Origin of the sequence: Candidatus Paracaedibacter symbiosus, assembly GCF_000757605.1 — a bacterium.
In the GTDB taxonomy this organism is placed as follows: Bacteria; Pseudomonadota; Alphaproteobacteria; order Paracaedibacterales; family Paracaedibacteraceae; genus Paracaedibacter_A; species Paracaedibacter_A symbiosus.
This window is the reverse complement of the sequence record NZ_JQAK01000001.1, coordinates 342,007-361,989: the sequence shown is the minus strand read 5'-3', so window position 1 is coordinate 361,989 and position 19,983 is coordinate 342,007. Positions and strand designations below refer to the sequence as shown.

Genomic DNA, 19,983 nt, shown 5'->3' with positions numbered 1-19,983 from the left:
CCCTTCAAAACAATAGTCATGAAGCTCTTTACTTTTTCTCCCCTTACTACCGGCGTCTGAGTTTTGAGATAAGATATATCCTTCTATTATGATATTTGGGTGAACTGCGGCCCGAAGCTGTGAATATAGGGGTTTAGGCTCCCCCGATCTTGTAGGTCTTTGCTTACGATAGCCAGCTGTCTCTCGCCCGAGGATCAAAAACTCTTAACAAAATTTGAGCTTCCTCCCCCCTGTAATATAAAAATATTATATAAAAAAGCTAAGCAAAATACCTTCTCTTACTGTGGCTGTAGGATAATTCTGCAGGGTTATGTTATTAAAATGCATAGCTTCACTATCACTTCTTCTAGCGGGAGAAGGTGAGTCGCGAAAGATAAATTTAAATGTCCGAAAGGGCATTAATCGAGAGGGCGGGCTGGAAAACCGCCTTCTCAGATTTCACTACTCAAAAATCTCAACCACCTTGAGCTGCGACCACTTTTGGCTTTGCTGGAATTTTTATTTCAAGGCAAAGCTCTTTCAAGCGATCATTCTCAACTATTGAAGGAGCGCCCATCATCAAATCTTGCGCTTGTTGATTCATCGGGAACGCGATAATTTCACGAATGTTGGGTTCATCCGCCAATAACATTACCATGCGGTCAACCCCAGGCGCACTGCCACCATGGGGAGGAGCGCCGAACTTAAAGGCATTCAAGAGACCACCAAATCGGCTTTCAACGTCCGCCTGGCTATAGCCAACAATTTCAAATGCTTTGTACATTACTTCAGGTAGGTGGTTACGGATAGCGCCGCTGGACAACTCAATACCATTACAAACAATGTCATATTGATAAGCTTTAATAGTGAGAGGGTCTTGGTTGAGTAACGCCTCCAACCCACCTTGCGGCATGGAGAATGGATTGTGAGAGAAGTCAACTTTGCCAGTATCTTCATCCAATTCATACATAGGGAAGTCAACAATCCAGCAGAATTTGAAGACACCTTGTTCAATAAGATTCAACTCTTGACCCAATTTCGTGCGAGTATAACCGGCGTTTTTAGCTGCTGTTTTTGGTTTATCGCAGACAAAGAAAACAGCGTCGCCCTCACCAACATGAGTGAGTGCTTTTAGGTGATCAAGGCGGGCGGCATCAAGGAATTTTGCAATCGGTCCTTTTGCAGTCCCTTCACTAAAGCTGATATAGCCAAGTCCTGCCATGCCAATGCTGCGCGCCCATTCGTTGAGTTTATCAAAAAAACTTCGGGGGTGATCGGCTGCTTTTGGTGCTGGAATCGCGCGGACAATATTGCCTGCATTAATGCCTTTGGCGAAGATGGAAAAGTCAGAATCGCGGAAGACATCCGTCACATCGGAAATGACGAGGGGATTACGCAAATCAGGCTTGTCATTACCATATTTCATCATCGACTCATCGAAACTAATACGAGGGAACGGGTAAGGAGTAACTTCTTTGCCGTTGCTGAATTCCTCAAAAACACCGTGAAGAACAGGTTCAATCGCCGCAAAAACGTCTTCTTGGGTCACATAGGACATTTCAAAGTCAAGCTGGTAGAATTCACCAGGTGAGCGGTCGGCTCTTGCATCTTCATCGCGAAAACAGGGGGCGATTTGGAAGTAGCGATCAAAACCAGCAACCATCAATAATTGTTTAAACATTTGAGGCGCTTGAGGCAGGGCGTAGAATGTACCAGGGTTCAACCGGCTAGGGACCAAAAAGTCACGGGCGCCTTCAGGAGAAGAGGCTGTCAAGATCGGTGTTTGAAACTCCATAAATCCTTGATTAATCATGCGGCGGCGCAAAGAGGAAATAATCGCTGAACGTAAAATAATATTGTGGTGCAACTTTTCACGGCGCAAGTCAAGGAATCGGTAGGTAAGGCGAGTATCTTCTGGGAATTCAGCATTACTGTTGACCTGAAGGGGGAGCATATCAGCTGCTGATTGAAGAATCACTTCTTCTACATCTAATTCAATTTCACCGGTGTTCATACGTGGATTAATAGTGTCAGCGGTCCGTTCTACAACTTTTGCCACAACGGTGATGACACTTTCATTGCGCACTGATTCGGCCAAAGCAAAGCTTGGGCTATCTTTATCAACAACACATTGAGTGAGGCCATAATGGTCACGAAGGTCAATAAATAATAGATTGCCGTGATCCCGTTTGCGATGAACCCAGCCTGAAAGTTTAACTGTTTGGCCTGCATGTGTTTTGCGCAACTCGCCACAAGTATGCGTCCGATAAGCGTGCATGAGAGCTCCCTCAAAATAAAATCTAAATCTGTTAATTTTAAAGAGCCATACCTCTGCTACTGTTGTCAAGAAAAGCCATCATTTATTTTGATTTTCTAAGCTCAGAAAGGTCTGAATTCTGAGTAGATATTGAAAATGGGTTAAGAGCAGGCTTGGATGCTAGGGGCAGAGCGCTTCAAAGAAACTCAGAGTATTTAAAGTATGGCACTCAATAGATGGAAGAGAAAAACACTATCACCTTCTTGTGGCTTTGAGGGAGCTGGCCTTGTGAAATTTTCCATCACAATATAGCCAGCTCTTTTTCGATGGTGACCGGATTTCTAACCAATAAATCTGGGTTTTCCCTATTTCTGCTCAGGATGAAGAGGCGGTGTCTTGGTCTCAAAATGACGCTTAAAGAAAGCTCGGAACTTCTCTTTTATGGCAGCAAATACAGAAGTATTGTTTTCAGTGCTCTTTACATGTTGCTCCAGCTTTTCAAGATCCTGCTTTAAAAGGGTATAGTCTTGATCATGTTGGGCATAGCCAAGCTCATTAGCTCTTTTAAGCTCATATCGCGCCTTGGCTATGAGTTTCAAGCTAGTTTCCTTCTCTCGTTTCTGTTTCTCCTCGGCTTCTGTAATCAAGACTTTTGCGACAAGGGTAGGAATAGGAAGGGATTGGTTAATGATAACTAACGTGTTAAGGGCAGTTGCGAGCACTGTAATTGATTCATTGGTCTGTTTCTGATCTAGAAGACGCGCAGCTTCTTTAAGGGCAGCAGGATATATTGCAAGGGGTAAATGGTAGATGCGCACATTAATCTCGCTACGCAAGATATCCAGGAGTAAACGAGTCTCCGGGTAGTTTTTGTTTTTCATTTCCTTATTTATATCTTCGATGATCTTCTTAATTATTTTGATATCGCTAGGAGCTGTGTCAATTACTTCAACTTTAAATCCTATGGGTAATAAAGCTGTTGCAGGGTGGCGGGCTAGCAATATATTAATTTTGCCCGTTGCGCGTTCAATGGCCTCGAGGGCTTCCTTCTCGTCCTTCATTTTTGTTAGGGAATCAATAGCTTTTTTAGTTTCTTCAATAACTACTATGGCCTCAGGAACGAGCGATTTCTGCGCTTGTTCTTCAGCTTGTCGACGTTGCTGGTCGATTTCTGTACGTACTTGTCCTTCGTTTTGAACGTGTGAGTCTTGAAAGTGGCTAATGGCAGTCAATGTATCTTGTGCATAAGGAGTGGATATATATAAGCTCAAAGCGAGGGAAGCTCCAAGCAATTTAAGACTTACTATCCGGCGGGTAAATACGTATTTGTACATAGAGAAATTTCCTTTGTTATAATAAGTAGAAAACCGAGAGAGGGAGATATACTCAAAAAACCTGAAGGGGTGTTTGGAGTATATAAGTAAAATCTTCTTCTCCCCTTCCTTAAAAAACCATGTTATTGCTTTTCAGCTTGCTTTATCGCGTCAAGCCCCTTTTGAAGCTGCTCTTGTGTTTTATTACTTAATGTCTTTTGAGTAATTTTTCCGCTCGCATCTGCATTTTCAAGAGTTTCAATAATGGGAGATGTATTATCTTCATCTGTAATGACAATCAAGGCGGCAGCATTGTTGCGAGTTAGAGTATCGGCTAATTTTTCTCTAATTTCTTGTAGCTCCAAAGCATCGGTTAAAGCCCCTACCGCTGCGCCTAAAGCAGTACCTGTAATGCTCCCGATTAGTGGCCCGAGGGGACCAAAAGGGATTCCTAAACATGCTCCGATTAACGTACCAAGCCAGCTTGCAACGATCGTATTATTAGGAGCAAACTCATACGTCTGTTTTAATTTAATTTCTCCTGCCGGCAATTTGCTAATAACAATGGCATCTTTTAGCTCCAGTTGATCTTTACTTTGCATTTTTAAGAGGTCTAAGCGTGCAGATTCAGCCGCAAGCTCATTGTCAAAACCTGCAAGAATAATATTATACATAGCTGTTCTCCTTACGTTTTCATGGTTACGATATAAGAAAATTAATGAGCGCCTAACGAGAATTTGTAATTAATTTTCCAATTAAAATGTTTTAGGTATATTGAGCGTGACCTATTTTAGAGACGAATTTTAGCCATAATTAATTATTAATTCAGAGGTATCTATCTCTGCCACTCCTGGAACAGACAAGGCTGCATGCCGAGCTTCCTCATACTCTGCCCAAGAGTTAACCTGTCCTTTAAGAATAACTTTACCACCTTCTTTGATTTCTACTCGAACGTGACGCGCGTCAAGAGCCGCATTTCGTTGAAATTCTGTTAAGATTCTATTGGAGATTTCTTCGGAGGTTGGGGTAATAACAGGGAGTGGTTTGACTATAATATTATTAATAATATCTTTGACCCCATACAAATTTTTTAGGGCTTTATAGGCATTTTCACGTTGAAAATAGAAATTCACTTCACCGCTTAGTTTAATAATACCATGCTCAACAATTACTTTGATTTGATCAACCGGAATTGTAACGTCTGATTCCAGAGCTCGGATGGCTGCTTTTGCAATCTCCTCATCGCTGCGTTTGAGCGAGTTTTCGAGGCTAATCTGTAATTCATTCACCACTCCTTTCACACCGCGGATAGCCTTCGCATCATCTTCTGCCAGAACCTTCTCAAAATAATTATTAACCGTCCCACTAAGGACAACAAGGCCATTTTCTACACTCACAACAATGTTGTGGGAATAGATTCCTGGATCATTTGCAAGTTTGTCTTGAATATCAGACTTAATGATAAACTCCGGTATAAAATAATCAGATCGACTCATTAGCGTCTCCTCTTATAAACGGCCTAGCTTACTTCATCAATAACCTTTAAAAAAACAATAATATACGAGAAAGATCCGTCGCTTTTTAGCTCGATTTAATAAGGGCTGGTTAAAGGTCAGATATAATTCTTGGGACGCGCTAGGTTCTATGCATAGGAAAATGTCAATGAAACCTAGGAAACGGGATGGATTGGCTTTTGGAAGAGGCTATTTGAGCTTTTATCAAATTACGGCTAAATCATTGATTCACCAAAGCACACAGAATCTGCGGTCATTTGTTTAACTTAAAAGTAGTTGTAATATCATTTAATAAGGCTAAATGAGGATTTTAGCTAATTATTAAGCTATTTATGGGTTAAATAAAGGTAAAGAGAATCATCAGAATTTTTTGTTCAATGTTATATTCAAAGCACTTGAAAAAACCGGTTTTTTGCTTCGCCTCTTTGGGCTCATTTTTATCTTGGCGTTCCTTAAAAGGGGCAAAGGCGGAGTGTCGTAGCCCCATAAATGCCACCTCAAAGCTGCTGGCCATAATCTTCCATTTTTCACGTGTTTTGGGTCTAGCAAGATTTATCCTCGTTTATACAATTCTGATCTCGCCCTTTTCCTTCAAAGCTGCGGCAGATCTTCCCACGTTGGAGTCAGGCTGGTTTCCTCTTGATCCTTATATGTATCTCGAAGGTGGGCATGAATTCACGATCTTAACCGGATTTGACATTCGGATAATGGAAGCTGTGCTCCAAAAAGCTGGGTACACGCCAAAATTTTCCGAGATTCCCTGGAAAGAATTCCTGGTTGATATTGAAAAAGGGAGCCGCCAAATAGGTCCTTTTGCTACCGAAACGTCAGAACGTGAGAAGTGGGCTTATTTTTCACTACCTTATCGTTGGGAGGAAAATGTGCTCTTTGTTCGACATGATTCTCCCTTTACCTTTAAGCGAGAAGATGTGGCAGATATGCTGGCGCAAATAAAGGCTTCCAACTTTCGGTTAGGGGTGATGGATGGATTTGTTTATGCCTCTCCTCTTATCAATGACTTCATCGCTGATCCCACCAATGCCGACCATATCGTGCGTGTTAAGTTTGAGCCAGATAATCTGAAGAATTTGTTGGATGGTAAGATCGATGGCTATTTAACCGATAGAATCGTCGGCGCCACAATGGTTTGGCGTGCTGGTAAGTCTAAGTTGGTGGAGGAGCGCTATTTAGGAATAAGTACCCCCATTCACTTTATCTTAAGTAAAACAAGTGTTCAGCCGCAAGTACTGAAAAATATTAATAATGCAATTACGGATATGAAGAAAAACGGAGAGCTTTCCAAAATCGTGAGGGACTATATCTTACCCGTAATTTTGATGCAGACTGTTGACCGCGATTGGTTTTTGTGGATCGAGATGCTGGCGATCATCTCTTTCGTGGTGGCTGGGATTATCATTGCAGACCAAGAAAACTTGACAGTTATGGCGGCTTTTGGGTTAGCAACAGTTCCCTCTGTTGGTGGGGGGTTGCTGCGTGACTTGATTATAGGGCGAGCCCCCGTAGGGGTTCTAGTAACGCCCCGCTATATGCTCACCGTTGTTATTTCCTTCTTATTTTTGTTTGTTTTTGTTAATCTTTATGACTTTTTTAAAAGAAAACTGCAATGGCATTGGGTGGATAAAATTACCCCCAGTAAAGAGTCGGTAAATGTGCTTTTGTATGTTGCTGATTCATTGGGAACCTCTGCCTTTACGATTGTGGGGGTATTGGTTGCTGTGTCTGGTAAAGCTGATCCTCTTTGGTTGTGGGGCCCATTATTTGCTGTGCTTACAGGCGTTGGTGGCAGCACCATGAGAAATGCCTTGGCCGGGTATCGCCCCTTGGGAAATGAAAAAATTTATACAGAAATTCCATTTGTTTGCGGTTTTTGCTTGTCCGTGTTTCTTTTAAAGCATTTATCGGGGCAAATTGATCCGCATGCCATTTTTATTGCCGTTACTCTGACAATAATCTTTGGGTTTTCCATGCATATGGTCGCTTTTTTCTTTAATATCCCACCGTTGCGGATGCGCATCTTTGAAACGACACGCAAGGAAGTGTAGCTGGCTTCTTTATTTGACATCATTTTCAGCTAAAAATGTCTCAAAATCATCTTTACGTGGATTGGGTCCACAGAACCTGGGGGTAAATCAAAAATTACCTCAAATCTGCTTGCCATCATCCTATTTCATCAGCTATTTTGAGCGCATAACAAATACAGTTAAGATAAATATGTAAAATGACAGACGTATGTATTCTTGGGGGTGGACTCGTTGGTGGTGTTTTAGGAATTGCCTTAGCCAAACAGGGATTGGTGGTGACAATTGTTGACCGGGAAAACCGTGAGACAATGCTCAATCCCAAGATTGATGGCAGAACAACTGCTATCAATCTGGCCTCAAAGATTATCTTTGACGAGCTTGGTTTATGGGATGAAATTACTCCTCATGCTGAACCCATTCTTGATATTAAAGTTTTTGAAGGGGGATCGCCCTGGTCCATACACTTTGATCACCAAATGATGGGTCAAGACCCCATGGGGTATATTGTGGAAAACCGTTTTATTCGCCAAGCCATCATTCAGCAGACATTGAGCCTTTCAAACATCACTTGGTACGATGAAACGTCACTGCTCACCAAAAAAATTACCCCATCGGGCGTGGAGATTTTCTTAGATAATGGGCAGGAAATTAAAGCAAGTCTGCTTGTAGGTGCAGAGGGACGAAGCTCTCCGACTCGCGAGGAGGCAGGCATCAAAAGTTATCAATTCTCCTATGACCAAAAGGGATTGGTCTTTTCCGTCTATCACGAAAAACCCCATAATGGGGTCGCGTGGGAGGCCTTTCACCCCTCAGGACCAATGGCCTTCTTGCCGATTCAAGATTGTCCGACCAGTGGCCGCCATCGCTCTGGCGTGGTATGGACTTTGCCGGTAGAGCAGGGGGATTTCTGGTTTTCTCAGGAAAATACATTGATTGCTGCTAAACTCAGAGAGCTTTTTGGCTTTTTGGGAGAGTTTGAAATTGCGGGGCAAAAGTGGATTTATCCGCTCAACGCGCAGATGGTCGATCGTTTTATTGAGGAGAGATTGGTAATTGTTGGGGATGCGGCCCATGTTTGCCATCCAGTTGCGGGGCAAGGAGTGAATGTTGGTTGGCGCGATGCGGCAATTTTGGCAAAGCATCTCCAGCACGCAAAGAACTTAGGTGTGGATTTAGGTGCAAGTTCAATTCTTAAAGAATATCAAAAAGCGCGGCGTTTTGATACCTGGTCAATATTTGCCATGACCGATGGCATGGTACGGCTGTTTTCTAATAACTCATCGATTTTGCATTTTTTACGCAACGCGGGTCTTGGCACCGTCAACCGCATCCCAACGCTTAAAAGATTTTTTATGCGCCGCGCGATGGGCTTTTCTTAAACGGTCCAGCGCAGGGTGGTATGGCAACGTGGTCTTCCAAGCTATATAGTGAATCCAATTGATATTGGGGAATTTCTATTATCCCCTCTTTGGGTTTCTTTTTCCGCTTGGCCTCGTATTTTCTTTTTAAAGGATTAAGAAGCGTCTATAGTCATAAAAAATCTAAGTTCAAGGTTTTAAGCGCCTCTTCTTTACACCCTTCACTCTCCGGTTGAGGGCTCGACCTTCTTAGAGTGATAAAAATCGTCGCCTATCTGCATAGGAATATAATTACAGCCGAAAAAAAATTTACACACTACGTTTCATTGTGTATTTTTTAATGTATCTAAGCTATAACTGGCATACCTTTTTTAATAAAAAATAACGGAAAATAAAAGATGTCTTCATCTCCTTCGATTTATGAACGCTCACTTTGGTATCATAAACAGCCAATACCAGGTAAACTTGCAGTGGTGCCAACAAAACCGATGGCAGATCAGCGCGATCTTGCGCTTGCTTATTCGCCCGGGGTAGCGGGACCCTGTAATGCCATTGCGGAAGACCCGTCTCAGGCAGCGTATCTAACTTCACGGGCCAATCTTATTGCTGTTATTTCTAATGGTACAGCGGTATTAGGGTTGGGAAATATCGGGCCGCTTGCTTCTAAGCCAGTGATGGAAGGGAAGGCTGTTCTCTTTAAAAAGTTTGCTGGCATCAACGTTTTCGACATCGAAATTAATGAAACAGATCCAGATAAGCTTGTTGATATTATTGCCTCGTTAGAGCCCACATTTGGCGGCATTAACCTTGAAGATATCAAAGCACCAGAGTGTTTTTATATTGAGAAAAAACTAACTGAACGCATGAATATTCCAGTATTTCATGATGATCAACACGGAACTGCGATTATTGTGTCTGCGGCGATTTTGAATGGATTACGTCTCGTCGGTAAGGATATTAAAAAAGTAAAATTGGTAACATCCGGCGCAGGTGCTGCGGCTCTTGCTTGTGTTGACTTGTTGGTTGCCATTGGTCTGAATCCAAAGAACGTGATTATTTGTGATAGCGAAGGTGTTGTCTTTAAAGATCGTGCTTCTAAAATGGATGCAAGTAAGGAACGTTACGCAGCGGATACGCCTCACCGTACCTTGGGTGAAGCCATGGTTGAGGCAGACATTTTCCTTGGTCTATCCGTTGCTGGCGTTGTCTCCAAAGAAATGGTTGCTGGTATGGCAAAGCGCCCTCTCATTTTGGCTCTGTCCAATCCTGAACCAGAAATCCGTCCTGAAGTTGTTAAGGAAGTGCGCAGTGATGCGGTAATTGCCACCGGTCGTTCCGATTATCCAAACCAAGTGAACAATGTTTTGTGCTTCCCGTTCATTTTCAGAGGGGCACTTGACGTGGGCGCGACTGGAATTAACCAAGAAATGAAAATTGCTTGCGTTAAAGCATTGGCTGAATTAGCCCACGCGGAAAGCTCAGATATTGTGGCCAATGCCTATGGCGGTGAAGTTCAAAAATTTGGTGACGAATATATCATTCCAAAGCCATTTGACCCTCGTTTAGCTGTAGAAATTCCAGTTGTAGTTGCTAAAGCAGCGATGGAAACAGGAATTGCAACGCGACCAATAGAAGACTTTGAGGTTTACAAAAGTCATCTGACAAGCTTTATTTATCGTTCTTCTCTGGTGATGCGTCCAATCTTTGCACAGGCGAAGAAAGAAATGATGCGTATCACTTTTGCTGAAGGGGAGGAAGAAAAAGTCTTGCGCTGCGTTCAAAGTCTTTGCGATGAACAAATCTGCCGCCCTATTTTGGTGGGACGTCCGAATGTGATTCAGATGCGTATTGAGCGGTTGGGGTTAAGGCTTCAAGCTGAAAGAGATTTTGACCTGATTGATCCAAATAATGACAGTCGTTATAACACCTATTGGCGTGCTTATCATGACTTGATGCAACGGAAAGGAATTACTCCTGACATTGCCAAGACAATTATGCATACCAACAATACGGTTATTGCTGCATTGACTGTGCACTTAGGCGATGCTGATTCCATGATTGCTGGAACTGTTGGCACCTACAATCAACATTTAAATGATATTTTGGATATTTTAAAGCTAAGTCCGGATCATGATACTGTGGCTGCTTTGAATATGGTGATTTTGGATAAAGGTGTTTACTTTATTAGTGATGCTTATGTCAATCATAGCGCTAAAGCGGAAGAAATTGCTGAGATAACTATTTTGGCGGCTGATCAAGTCAAAAGATTTGGCATTGTACCAAAAGTCGCTTTATTATCCCACTCAAACTTTGGCTCCAGCAATGATTGTTCAGCTGTAAAGATGCGTAAAGCTTTGGAAATCTTGATGGATTCGCATCCTGAGTTGGAAGTGGATGGTGAAATGCATGGGGATGCGGCTTTGTCGGAAGTTATTCGTGAACGTATTTTTCCAAACAGTCGACTTAAAGGGGAGGCAAACTTGCTGATTATGCCTTCTGTTGATAGTGCAAACATTACTGTTAACATGTTAAAAGTGTTGGCTGATGGTTTATCTGTCGGTCCAATTTTGATGGGAACGGAAAAACCAGGTCATATCGTGACGCCTACTATTACTGTGCGGGGGTTGATTAATATGGCAGCGCTTGCGGCTGTTGATGCCCAAGTCAGACTCGCGAAAAAGTAAAGTTGTCTCCATAACCATTTAGGTTGTGTGAAATTATACCCAAAATACTTGAAGAAGCCAGAAATCGGCTTCTCCATCTATTATGGGTATATCTCCAAAGTGAAAAAGGCTAAAGAACTAGAACCGGATGCTCATTCCAATAAACGGAGTTACATCATCTGCTTCAGGCGTCAAGCCAAAGTAAACCCCCATATCCATTTGCCAATTCTCTGTAAATGTGATTATCAAGCCGGTGTCAAAGGTGGCAATCCATCGAGAATCTTGCTCCGTGGATCGTTCTGTATAAATTTCAAAAAATGTACCAAAGGTTTCCGAAAAATCCCAAGAAAGGGATCCCATATTCGCAAATTTAAAGACATGTTTATGCACATTATTGCCGCGCATATAGTCTACTTCTGTCATCAATCCAAGGCCTAAAGTTTCAGTAAATTTAATATTGAATGGCAAAAGAATACCACCATCATACGATTTATTACCTAAGTGATCTTGATTTGTGGGGATCTTGACATAAGGAATAATACCAAATGCAGTTGTGCTCTCGCCTTCATTCCCCCAAAAATTATAGGAGAAACGGATGAGCGTATCATCAATTCCTTGATTGCGCGTTGTTTCTGCAGTAAAAGTATCTTTTGTTTTGATGGAGTTAAAGGCTGTGGCGATAAGATCAACCTCAAGATTGCTTGTCAAGCCCACACGAAGATTAGGGGCAAAAATAGTATAGCTATGGGTTCGTGTGTTATTGTGTTTGTTGGTATCATAGGTATAGGTTGCCATGTCAAACTCAAGCTGATAATGGCCGGCATCAATAGTAAAGGGGCTTTCTGTTTTATCAGGGCGATCGGTTGCCATTTCTTTAAGCATTTTATCAGGCACAGGGCAAAAAAGAGAATATTTTGATTTATCATAAACAGGGCTATTGGCTAAGACAGGTTCAGGACAAAATCCAAGGTTACATAGTAAAGAATAAGATAGATAACGCAATTGAATATACTTTTAATAAAATTAACTGTAAATATTAAACGATTTTACCAGCATAATAACAAGGGGGTGTGGGAGGCACACATCCCTCTGTGAAAGTTTTTCTTTTTCAAAGCTATTAGCTTTCTTCCAGAAACTAGCAATCAGCTGAAAAATTAAGAAATACGTAACAACTTGAAAAAGAGAAATAAATTACGTATAATTGGATTATAATTTTACACAAATTAAAGATTTCGTTTATTATATGAAAAAAGCCTACAACATAAAGTTAATTTCTTGCCGAAAATCAAAGAAAGCTTTCTCTGCTATCTGCACACCCTTATTGAGACAATCTTTCGCATCAAGTCGTTAAAATCCTGATTCTTTTATCTTTGTACAAGGAATTTGATCAATGAAAAACTGGCCTACCAAAAAATACTGTGGAATTCTTGAATCGGCTGGTAACTCATACAATCTCTTTTCTTCCCTTAAGACGCCCTCCCTTCAGTACCCTAAGTTCCTTGCTCAACTATGCCTCATAACAACAGCTTTTGCCACGTTCCCTACTTGTGCAATTTCGAATGATTGGACAGGCACGATCAGTACTGATTGGTTTAATCCGGGCAACTGGTCTGCTGGCACTCCTAATGCATCTACCAGTACCATCGTTGATACGGCAGCCACCAATTCCACACTTATTAGTGGCAGCGCAGCAACTAGTAATGATATCGCGCTTTGGGCGTCACTGGTACAGGCATTCTAACCATCGATGGAGCTGCATCATCGTTGAATACTACATTTGACCCCTCCACCCCCCCATCATTATAGGTAATAATTCTGGTAGTAATGGAACATTAATGGTAAAAAATGGAGGTACAAGTCACTTCCCAGGATACCTCTTTTGGAAATTCTGGGGCAAGTACTGTAACTCTCAAGGGAGCTGGGTCATCCTATACTAATGGCTTTGATACTAATATGGCCGGTAATTCTGGTAGTAATAGTACGCTCCTAATACAAAATGGCAGCACATTTACCAGCCGAAGTGTCAATGTGGGATTGTCTGGGATAGGTACTGTGACAATTGATGGAGCTAATTCCGTATTGAATGGCGCAATTCTTTTAGGCACCAATTCTGATGACCAAGGTACAGCTACAATACAAAATGGTGGTAGTATTGCAACCGGCGGCAATATTGCCTATATTGGTGACTTAGGCACTGGGAATATGACAATTGATGGAATAGAATCATCTTTAACTGCCGCCTTTCAACTCTCTGTAGGCCATGGCGCTGGCAGCAATGGGACATTCACGATACAAAACGGTGGCATGGCATCTAGCTACCGGTGCCTTTGTAGGTGATTCTGGCACAGGTACTATGACAATCGATGGACCTGGGTCAACCTTAACTACATCTGACACTACAACCATGGGGAATAATTCTGGTAGCAATGGTACATTGACGGTACAAAATGGCGGTATAGTAACTAGCGGCACTACCACTGTAGGCGCTAATTCTGGTAGTAACGGTACAATAAATATCGGCGCTCCAGCAAGTCAGCTCGCTGTTTCTCCCGGGACCATAGCGAGAAATATCCTATTTGGCGCTGGTACTGGAATACTTAATTTCAATCACACAGATAATAATTATACATTTTCAAATGTTGTTTCCGGCCCGGGGGCAGTCAATATTCTGAATGGAACAACCATTTTTACAAATAATAACCCATATAGTGGACAAACATCCATTCAGGGTGGAACCTTAACTGCTGCTGCTAGTAGCTCGATTGCCGCCAGTGCGGGTATTCAGCTAACCGCTGGTACCTTTTTTCAGCTGGTAACCAAACAATCCAAGACCTCAGTGGCACTGGTGGCACTGTTAACATTGACGCCTCTACGCTCACAGCGGGAACAGGTAATTCCACAACTTATGCTGGTGCGATTATAGGTCATAATGGTAGCTTTATCAAAACCGGCAATGGGACTCTGACGCTTTTAGGAGTCAACACTTATACTGGATTGACCGACATTCAAGGTGGAACCTTAGCTCTTAGAGGTTCCAGTTCGATTGCAGATTCAGCAAACATTCATATTGCCAATGGTGCCACCCTTGATGTGAGTGCGGTAACCACTCCGTCTCTGGCGAACGTCAATGCGGATCAAGGTAGTAATCTTTTGATTGGGGGACAGTCAGTCACTCTAGGTGGTGCTTCTGGTAGTGCAACCTTTGCTGGAAATATTTCGGGGTTGGGAGGTTCACTTACCAAGACAGGCGGCAGCAGATTAATCTTAACGGGAACGAATAACTATAATGGCTATACGCAGGTTAATGGGGGGATCTTGCAAGTGGGGGATGCCTCTACCTTGGGTTCTCTTGCTGGCAATGTTATCGTGGTGGCAGGAACACTTGATATTAGTAACGCTAACGTGGATCTTAGTCAGGTTACTAGTGATTCTGGCAGTACGATACAAGTTGGAAATCGTGCCTTTACCTTAACGGTTCCTCAAACCTTTAATGGATCGATCCAAGACGGAGGGATCACTGGAGCCACAGGCGCCTCCTTGACAATGAACGGGGCGAGTAATACTGATGTACTTGCTTTGAATAGGGTAAATACCTACTCCGGCGGTACTATTCTACAAAATGGAATGATTGCCATTAGTAATAATCAAGGGTTAGGTACAGGCACTTTTGAGTTTGCTGGCACTGGTGGGGCAACCCTCCAGTTAGCCCAAGCTTTAAGTGGTCCAATTGCTAATGCAATCCAGATGACATCAGCAGGTAATCTTGACACCCAAGGCTTTGATGTGGAGTTGTCAGGAACGATTACGGGTAATGCCACCTTGACTAAATTAGGATCAGGTCTGCTTACTCTATCAGGACCTAACTATAATAATGGTGTGATCCATCAAAATGGCACCATTGCCATTGGCAATAATCAGTCTTTAGGGGTTGGTAATTTTACTTTTGATACAGCAGGGGATATTTTACAGATAAGTTCAACTTTAACCAACGTCAGTAACCCTGTGGTTCTCGTTCAGGATGGAACGATTAATACGGCTGGCAACAATGCCAACTTTAGCGGTCAATTCACCGGTACGGGTGGTCTAACAAAGAATGGAAATGGTGTTTTACAGTTAAGCAATGCGGATAATACCTATTCGGGTGCGACACTTGTGGATGCGGGAGAGCTCAAGGCCAATGGCACCCTGAAAAACTCAGATGTTACTATTGCCAGCGGAGCAAGTTTCAGTGGGAATAACACCGTTAACAGCCTGACCAACAGGGAGACTGTTGCGCCTGGAAACTCTATTGGCCAGATTGAAGTTAATGGAAATTTTAATAATACAAATGGTGTATACCAATGTGAAATCAACGCCAATGGGCAGTCAGATTTAATCCAGGTTCTTGGTACAGCAACCCTTGGCGGCACTGTCAATGTAATGCCGGATGCGGGCAGCTATATAAGTGGCACTACCTATACAATTCTGACGGCCGTCAATCCCATCACGACGCAGTTTGATGCGCTAACGTCGACTTCGGCCTTATTACAATACAAACTTGCCTATACCACCAACAGCGTTTTATTAACGGTAATAAGGCAAGCCTCCATTGGCAGTATTGTCACGAGCGGCAATGCAGGCACCATTGCTGGATATATTGATGGGTTAGGCACACCACCAGCTGGATCAGTCCTTGCCAATCTTGAAGCAGCTCTGTCAAATTTGTCTGGCGATGCGCTTTATAATGCTTTAAATCAGCTTCACCCGGCGCCCAATGTGCTGATTGGCGCAGCAATAGTCGCAACCGAACTTGATCAAGCAGATGGTCTTTTTGAAGCGTCCTTTACTGACCGCCTCATCCGCAAAGTCAAGAAGCGCTTGAACGATAAGGAAGCTCAAGGTCAGACCCTTGGTCTTGCTATTGCTCAAGGCAATATACCACTGGCAATAGGGCTTACTAATGTGCTCAGCAAAATTGCAACCCATTCTGAGACGCATCTCAATCTTGTCCCTAAAACACGTGAAGTGCCACAAAACTTACGCACAACTTTGGGTAAATCGACTTTCTGGGGGCAACAGACTGGGCGTCACTTCAGCCAAGATGCCAAAGGGATCAATCCCAATCTGGCCGTCCGAAGTCGCTCAAGTCGCTTTATCCAAGCCAAAGGTGGCGGTCAACTTTCTGGCCTATTCGATCTGAATGATGTCCAGCTCTACCTCTATGCCAAACTTGGCTATACTTATAAACAAGAGCTAGGTACTCCCCAAGGGGTCACCACTTCCTTTGCTGGTTATGGCAACAGCTTCACCGTCTTCGTGAACAATAAGCGTCAGAACTCAAAAATCTCACCAAGGGCTCATCAGATTTAATTATAAATTATAAAAGAATTCTGCAAGATCCTGTTTTAGATTTCTATAGTGTCGGACAATCTGACAAGTTGTTCTACTTGACAACACCCACAATCATAGATATCTATAGAGGGAAAAATTGTTGCTAAAAATATCTCTGTTTAGTAGGTATTCTGACCTCTTTAGAATATGCGAGACGCAAAATTATCATTTATCCTATTAAATTAGGATCAAGTTGGCAAAATTATAATATTGACATATGCCAACCATACAATTTCAGAAAATTAATAAAAGAGCTAAAAATGTTTAAGCCACTCCAATTTATTGCATTCTTCTATGGCCTTGGTCTCCAATTAATTTGGGCAAGTTCAGAAATTGACCCAGAAGAATTCATCCATCATAGTTGCCTCGTCCATGCATCGAATTTTCCACCAGTTAATAATATTAAGTATGCCGGAGCTACGATAAATAATCAGATTATCCCCTTTGATAAAGCTGCGCGGAGCAGGGTAACCCTTCATCATTGCCTTGGTTCCCTTGTTCCCAATGAGGCAATGGGTTCTGTGGTCTATTTGTGGGGCATGCCTATAAGCGCAAGTATGCATGAGGGTCAGGGTCACAGCATCTCACCATATGTATTTTTAACACCCGTGAGGAAAATAGTAGATCGCATTTATGGGGGATCTTTAAGCGATTTATTTGTTATCGATCAAATTGAATATGATGAAGATACTACTGTTTTTATTAATAACAGTCACCTTAACAATTTTAAAGAAAAAAGCCCTGATTTTAAAGGCAAAATCATACTCTTTAATTCGGATCATGATGATGTCCGCGCGCTCGTTAACCAGGAAATTGAAAAGCAAGGCTTCTGGCTAACTGCTTTTAACAGGTTCAGCCAAGGAACATTTCAAGAGATGACGATTAATGGTGAACATTTTACCTCTAAATCCATCGAAGAATTGTTTAAAAAGGTAGGCTGGAGCTACGTTAATAATCACAATAATCATTTATTCAATTTTCTTGAGCAATATATTTTTCCTATTAATACCCCTTTTTTGCAGGCTTTTCGAAGTCCCCATGGAGAAGTTAAAACATCCTCAATTTTATCGGTGGAGAAAATGGAGGTCTATAAACACGCCCTTGACTTCCTCTTTCAGCAACTAACACAAGAAGTATCAAACAAATCAGCTTACTTACAGAGATCTCTTGCCACTTGGCAGTTTTTAGTAGGCGAATGGCAGCGTGTTCACGAACGCATGGCGCACATTTTCAAAAACTATGATTTTAAATTCAATTGTTCCCAGCTGCAACCGTGGATAGATAACCGGAACAGTTCTGAAGAGCTGAGCAAACTTGAAGAAGGGCTTACCACTGCGGCTCTTAAACGCGTTCGTCCTTATTATACTGGAGAGTCGAGTATTGGCTATGAATGGCACTATTTTCTGGCTTATCAGTATGAAATGCTTGATACCCTATGTCAGTATGTGCAAGCGCAAGTGCCTGCCTGGAAGCAGGCGCCAGGAATCCTGAGCTGGTTTGCTATAACCCACTTATTTAGTCCTCATCATTCAGTGGATGAAGCAATGGAAAAAATCTTAGCAGGGTATATCCACAAAACAGCTGAGGAAGTCCAAGCCTTAGATGGGGATATATTTGAGCGTGCTCGTCATGAATTCTGGAGGTATATCAAGCAAGATAAAAGTGAATACGCAACCCACAGCTTAAGTAAGATTGAACGTTTGCGACTTTTACCCGCGTTGGCCTATATTTTGGGTGAGAACAGCCTAAAGGAAGTGACGGTTTTAGACTTTCCCACTTTACTACGAATTGCTCCCATGACAAGAATTTTATATGGAGATGATGATGATTTGATTTTTGCTTGTGGTAGCTTTATGAAAAGTAAATTCAAAGATGGACCAGAACCCACAGTACTTGAAGAAAGTCTGGTAAGAGCCGCTGTTTATTCCAATGCTGTCCGTCAGTTATTACTACCTATAAATCCGCAACCAAACACAGAGATATATAAATTCATAAAGGATGGAACGCTTGGGACATTAGACGAAATTTTTACGAAGCTTGGCTTGCACACAGAATTTAGAGAGCGCTTTCCGGCCGATGAAGACTTTTGGAATGTAAAAATGGAGGAGCATGAATTTATAGGTCCATCATTTTATAGTATCTATTTGGAATTGGAAATGCTGAAGAGATTCCATTAAAGCAGCTCTGATGCCCGTCTTAAGAGGCAATATCTATCAGATAAGGGAAGAAGAAATATCCAGGATAAATTATGTGGGAAAGATTATAATAAAATGCCTTTAACCTTCCATAAGTTTAATGAGGAGGATAAAACAATATGAAAAAACTAAGAGTGATTTTACTGCAGCTTTGCCTATCTATTCCTATAATAATAGGTGCCTATGCTATGGAAGAGGACAGGGAAGTTACATTAAATAAAAAAGTTGGTAATCTTATCATAACAGGATTTAAGGGAACTAGCCCAGAAGAGGAGGGGGTAAAAAAAATACATACTTTGCTGCAACAAGAGGAGCTTGGAGGTGTTATTTTATATGGATATAATATAGTTAATCCCGAGCAACTTTTTAATTTGACTAAATCGCTCCACGAAGCTAATCTCAAATCTTTTATTGCTGTGGATCAAGAAGGTGGGTTTGTCCAAAGATTAACTGAACAAAAAGGATTTAGGAAGACACCATCTGCGGCGGACGTCGCTCAGCTATATGCGGATCCTGAGGAGGCTCGATCTCTTTATAATTTGATGGCTGAGGAGCTAAAAAGATATTATATCAATATAAATTTTGCTCCTGTTGTTGATCTAAATAATCCAGAGAATCCATCACCGGCTATTGGGAAGTATAAAAGAAGTTATGGTGATGATCCTGAGCTAGTCTCTCAATATGCTAAGGTTTTTATTGAGGAGCACCTTAAACACGGCATTTTGAGCTCACCAAAACATTTTCCTGGTCATGGCTATTCAACAGGCGATACTCACCAGGATATTACTGACACAACACAAAGAGCTATCCCTGAGAAGGAGCTTGTTCCCTATAAAACGCTTATGAAATCAAACCATCTTGATATGGTCATGACAGCTCATATCGTTAATAGGCGGGAAGAGTACGATCCTGAGGGATATCCTGCAACATTGTCTCCAAAAATCCTTAAAAATCTTTTACGCTCACAAGGCTATAATGGGGTAGTTATTTCTGATGATCTGCATATGGGAGCAATCCAAAAGCATTACTCAATAAATCAAGTAGTTCCTTTAGCTTTAAATGCAACATGTGATATGCTGTTATTCTCTAACAATAGGGCCGCTATGCCAGAGGCTACGGGATACTCCCCAGATTTGGATGTATCCGGAAAGGTTATTAAAATTGTTGAGCAGGAAATTAAGCAGGGAGGAGTTTCATTAGATAGAATTAATGAGAGTTACCAAAGAGTTTCTCTCTTAAAAGCTCGATTAAGCAAATAATTTAAATTCTCATCTTAAGAGATTATTTCAGCC

14 protein-coding genes are annotated in these 19,983 nt (G+C 42.0%); 9 read left to right on the top strand and 5 right to left on the bottom strand.

Annotation, left to right across the window (positions count from 1 at the left end; translation table 11 throughout):
* Window positions 1–454: 454 nt before the first annotated feature.
* The 4 genes from aspS to IG80_RS0101650 all read right to left on the bottom strand — a co-directional run bounded on the left by aspS (window position 455) and on the right by IG80_RS0101650 (window position 5,045).
* Window positions 455–2,257 (bottom strand): aspartate--tRNA ligase, encoded by a 1,803-nt coding sequence (aspS, locus tag IG80_RS0101665; protein ID WP_032112321.1) that lies wholly within the window; start codon window positions 2,255–2,257, stop codon window positions 455–457.
* A gap of 344 nt (window positions 2,258–2,601) precedes the next feature.
* On the bottom strand, window positions 2,602–3,570 hold the full coding sequence (locus IG80_RS0101660; protein WP_032112320.1) for a YfdX family protein: 969 nt from the start codon (window positions 3,568–3,570) through the stop codon (window positions 2,602–2,604).
* 122 nt (window positions 3,571–3,692) lie between these two features.
* Window positions 3,693–4,223 carry a DUF1269 domain-containing protein gene (locus IG80_RS0101655; protein WP_032112319.1) on the bottom strand — a complete coding sequence of 177 codons (531 nt, stop codon included), beginning with the start codon at window positions 4,221–4,223 and terminating at the stop codon, window positions 3,693–3,695.
* Window positions 4,224–4,352: 129 nt separating this feature from the next.
* The gene (locus IG80_RS0101650; RefSeq protein WP_052045873.1) at window positions 4,353–5,045 is read right to left on the bottom strand and encodes a BON domain-containing protein; all 693 of its coding nucleotides are present in this window, start codon (window positions 5,043–5,045) and stop codon (window positions 4,353–4,355) included.
* Between the two features lie 395 nt (window positions 5,046–5,440).
* Between IG80_RS0101650 and IG80_RS0101645 the strand changes: the two genes are divergently transcribed.
* The 3 genes from IG80_RS0101645 to IG80_RS0101635 all read left to right on the top strand — a co-directional run bounded on the left by IG80_RS0101645 (window position 5,441) and on the right by IG80_RS0101635 (window position 11,147).
* On the top strand, window positions 5,441–7,126 hold the full coding sequence (locus tag IG80_RS0101645) for a TRIC cation channel family protein (RefSeq protein ID WP_032112318.1): 1,686 nt from the start codon (window positions 5,441–5,443) through the stop codon (window positions 7,124–7,126).
* A gap of 176 nt (window positions 7,127–7,302) precedes the next feature.
* Window positions 7,303–8,484 (top strand): UbiH/UbiF/VisC/COQ6 family ubiquinone biosynthesis hydroxylase, encoded by a 1,182-nt coding sequence (locus IG80_RS0101640; protein ID WP_032112317.1) that lies wholly within the window; start codon window positions 7,303–7,305, stop codon window positions 8,482–8,484.
* Between the two features lie 377 nt (window positions 8,485–8,861).
* Window positions 8,862–11,147 carry an NADP-dependent malic enzyme gene (locus IG80_RS0101635; RefSeq protein WP_032112316.1) on the top strand — a complete coding sequence of 762 codons (2,286 nt, stop codon included), beginning with the start codon at window positions 8,862–8,864 and terminating at the stop codon, window positions 11,145–11,147.
* Window positions 11,148–11,264: 117 nt separating this feature from the next.
* On the opposite strand, the gene IG80_RS0101630 is transcribed toward IG80_RS0101635, so the two are convergent.
* Window positions 11,265–12,128 (bottom strand): transporter, encoded by an 864-nt coding sequence (locus IG80_RS0101630; RefSeq protein ID WP_052045871.1) that lies wholly within the window; start codon window positions 12,126–12,128, stop codon window positions 11,265–11,267.
* 388 nt (window positions 12,129–12,516) lie between these two features.
* Here IG80_RS0101630 and IG80_RS0101625 point away from each other — a divergent pair, with 388 nt between their 5' ends.
* The 6 genes from IG80_RS0101625 to IG80_RS0101600 all read left to right on the top strand — a co-directional run bounded on the left by IG80_RS0101625 (window position 12,517) and on the right by IG80_RS0101600 (window position 19,950).
* Window positions 12,517–12,867: a hypothetical protein gene (locus IG80_RS0101625; protein ID WP_032112315.1), complete on the top strand. Its 351-nt coding sequence runs from the start codon at window positions 12,517–12,519 to the stop codon at window positions 12,865–12,867.
* A gap of 104 nt (window positions 12,868–12,971) precedes the next feature.
* Window positions 12,972–13,463: a hypothetical protein gene (locus IG80_RS0101620; protein WP_032112314.1), complete on the top strand. Its 492-nt coding sequence runs from the start codon at window positions 12,972–12,974 to the stop codon at window positions 13,461–13,463.
* Window positions 13,402–14,049 carry a hypothetical protein gene (locus IG80_RS0101615; protein ID WP_198027071.1) on the top strand — a complete coding sequence of 216 codons (648 nt, stop codon included), beginning with the start codon at window positions 13,402–13,404 and terminating at the stop codon, window positions 14,047–14,049. Before IG80_RS0101620 ends, IG80_RS0101615 begins: the two co-directional genes overlap by 62 nt.
* A complete protein-coding gene (locus IG80_RS0101610; protein ID WP_320408879.1) occupies window positions 13,950–16,475 on the top strand; it encodes an autotransporter-associated beta strand repeat-containing protein in 2,526 nt (841 codons plus the stop codon). The genes IG80_RS0101615 and IG80_RS0101610 overlap by 100 nt, the downstream gene beginning before the upstream one ends.
* Window positions 16,476–16,756: 281 nt before the next feature.
* Window positions 16,757–18,673 carry a hypothetical protein gene (locus IG80_RS0101605; RefSeq protein WP_032112311.1) on the top strand — a complete coding sequence of 639 codons (1,917 nt, stop codon included), beginning with the start codon at window positions 16,757–16,759 and terminating at the stop codon, window positions 18,671–18,673.
* Window positions 18,674–18,810: 137 nt separating this feature from the next.
* On the top strand, window positions 18,811–19,950 hold the full coding sequence (locus tag IG80_RS0101600; RefSeq protein ID WP_032112310.1) for a glycoside hydrolase family 3 protein: 1,140 nt from the start codon (window positions 18,811–18,813) through the stop codon (window positions 19,948–19,950).
* Window positions 19,951–19,983: the final 33 nt, after the last annotated feature.

Excerpts from the sequence above, each read along its gene's own strand:
- IG80_RS0101635 (WP_032112316.1), top strand. The coding sequence starts at position 8,862 with ATGTCTTCATCTCCTTCGATTTATGAACGCTCACTTTGGTATCATAAA.
- IG80_RS0101620 (WP_032112314.1), top strand. The coding sequence starts at position 12,972 with ATGGAGGTACAAGTCACTTCCCAGGATACCTCTTTTGGAAATTCTGGG.
- IG80_RS0101640 (WP_032112317.1), top strand. The coding sequence starts at position 7,303 with ATGACAGACGTATGTATTCTTGGGGGTGGACTCGTTGGTGGTGTTTTA.
- IG80_RS0101655 (WP_032112319.1), bottom strand. The coding sequence starts at position 4,223 with ATGTATAATATTATTCTTGCAGGTTTTGACAATGAGCTTGCGGCTGAA.
- IG80_RS0101600 (WP_032112310.1), top strand. The coding sequence starts at position 18,811 with ATGAAAAAACTAAGAGTGATTTTACTGCAGCTTTGCCTATCTATTCCT.
- aspS (WP_032112321.1), bottom strand. The coding sequence starts at position 2,257 with ATGCACGCTTATCGGACGCATACTTGTGGCGAGTTGCGCAAAACACAT.
- IG80_RS0101615 (WP_198027071.1), top strand. The coding sequence starts at position 13,402 with ATGGGACATTCACGATACAAAACGGTGGCATGGCATCTAGCTACCGGT.
- IG80_RS0101645 (WP_032112318.1), top strand. The coding sequence starts at position 5,441 with ATGTTATATTCAAAGCACTTGAAAAAACCGGTTTTTTGCTTCGCCTCT.
- IG80_RS0101660 (WP_032112320.1), bottom strand. The coding sequence starts at position 3,570 with ATGTACAAATACGTATTTACCCGCCGGATAGTAAGTCTTAAATTGCTT.
- IG80_RS0101605 (WP_032112311.1), top strand. The coding sequence starts at position 16,757 with ATGTTTAAGCCACTCCAATTTATTGCATTCTTCTATGGCCTTGGTCTC.
- IG80_RS0101650 (WP_052045873.1), bottom strand. The coding sequence starts at position 5,045 with ATGAGTCGATCTGATTATTTTATACCGGAGTTTATCATTAAGTCTGAT.
- IG80_RS0101625 (WP_032112315.1), top strand. The coding sequence starts at position 12,517 with ATGAAAAACTGGCCTACCAAAAAATACTGTGGAATTCTTGAATCGGCT.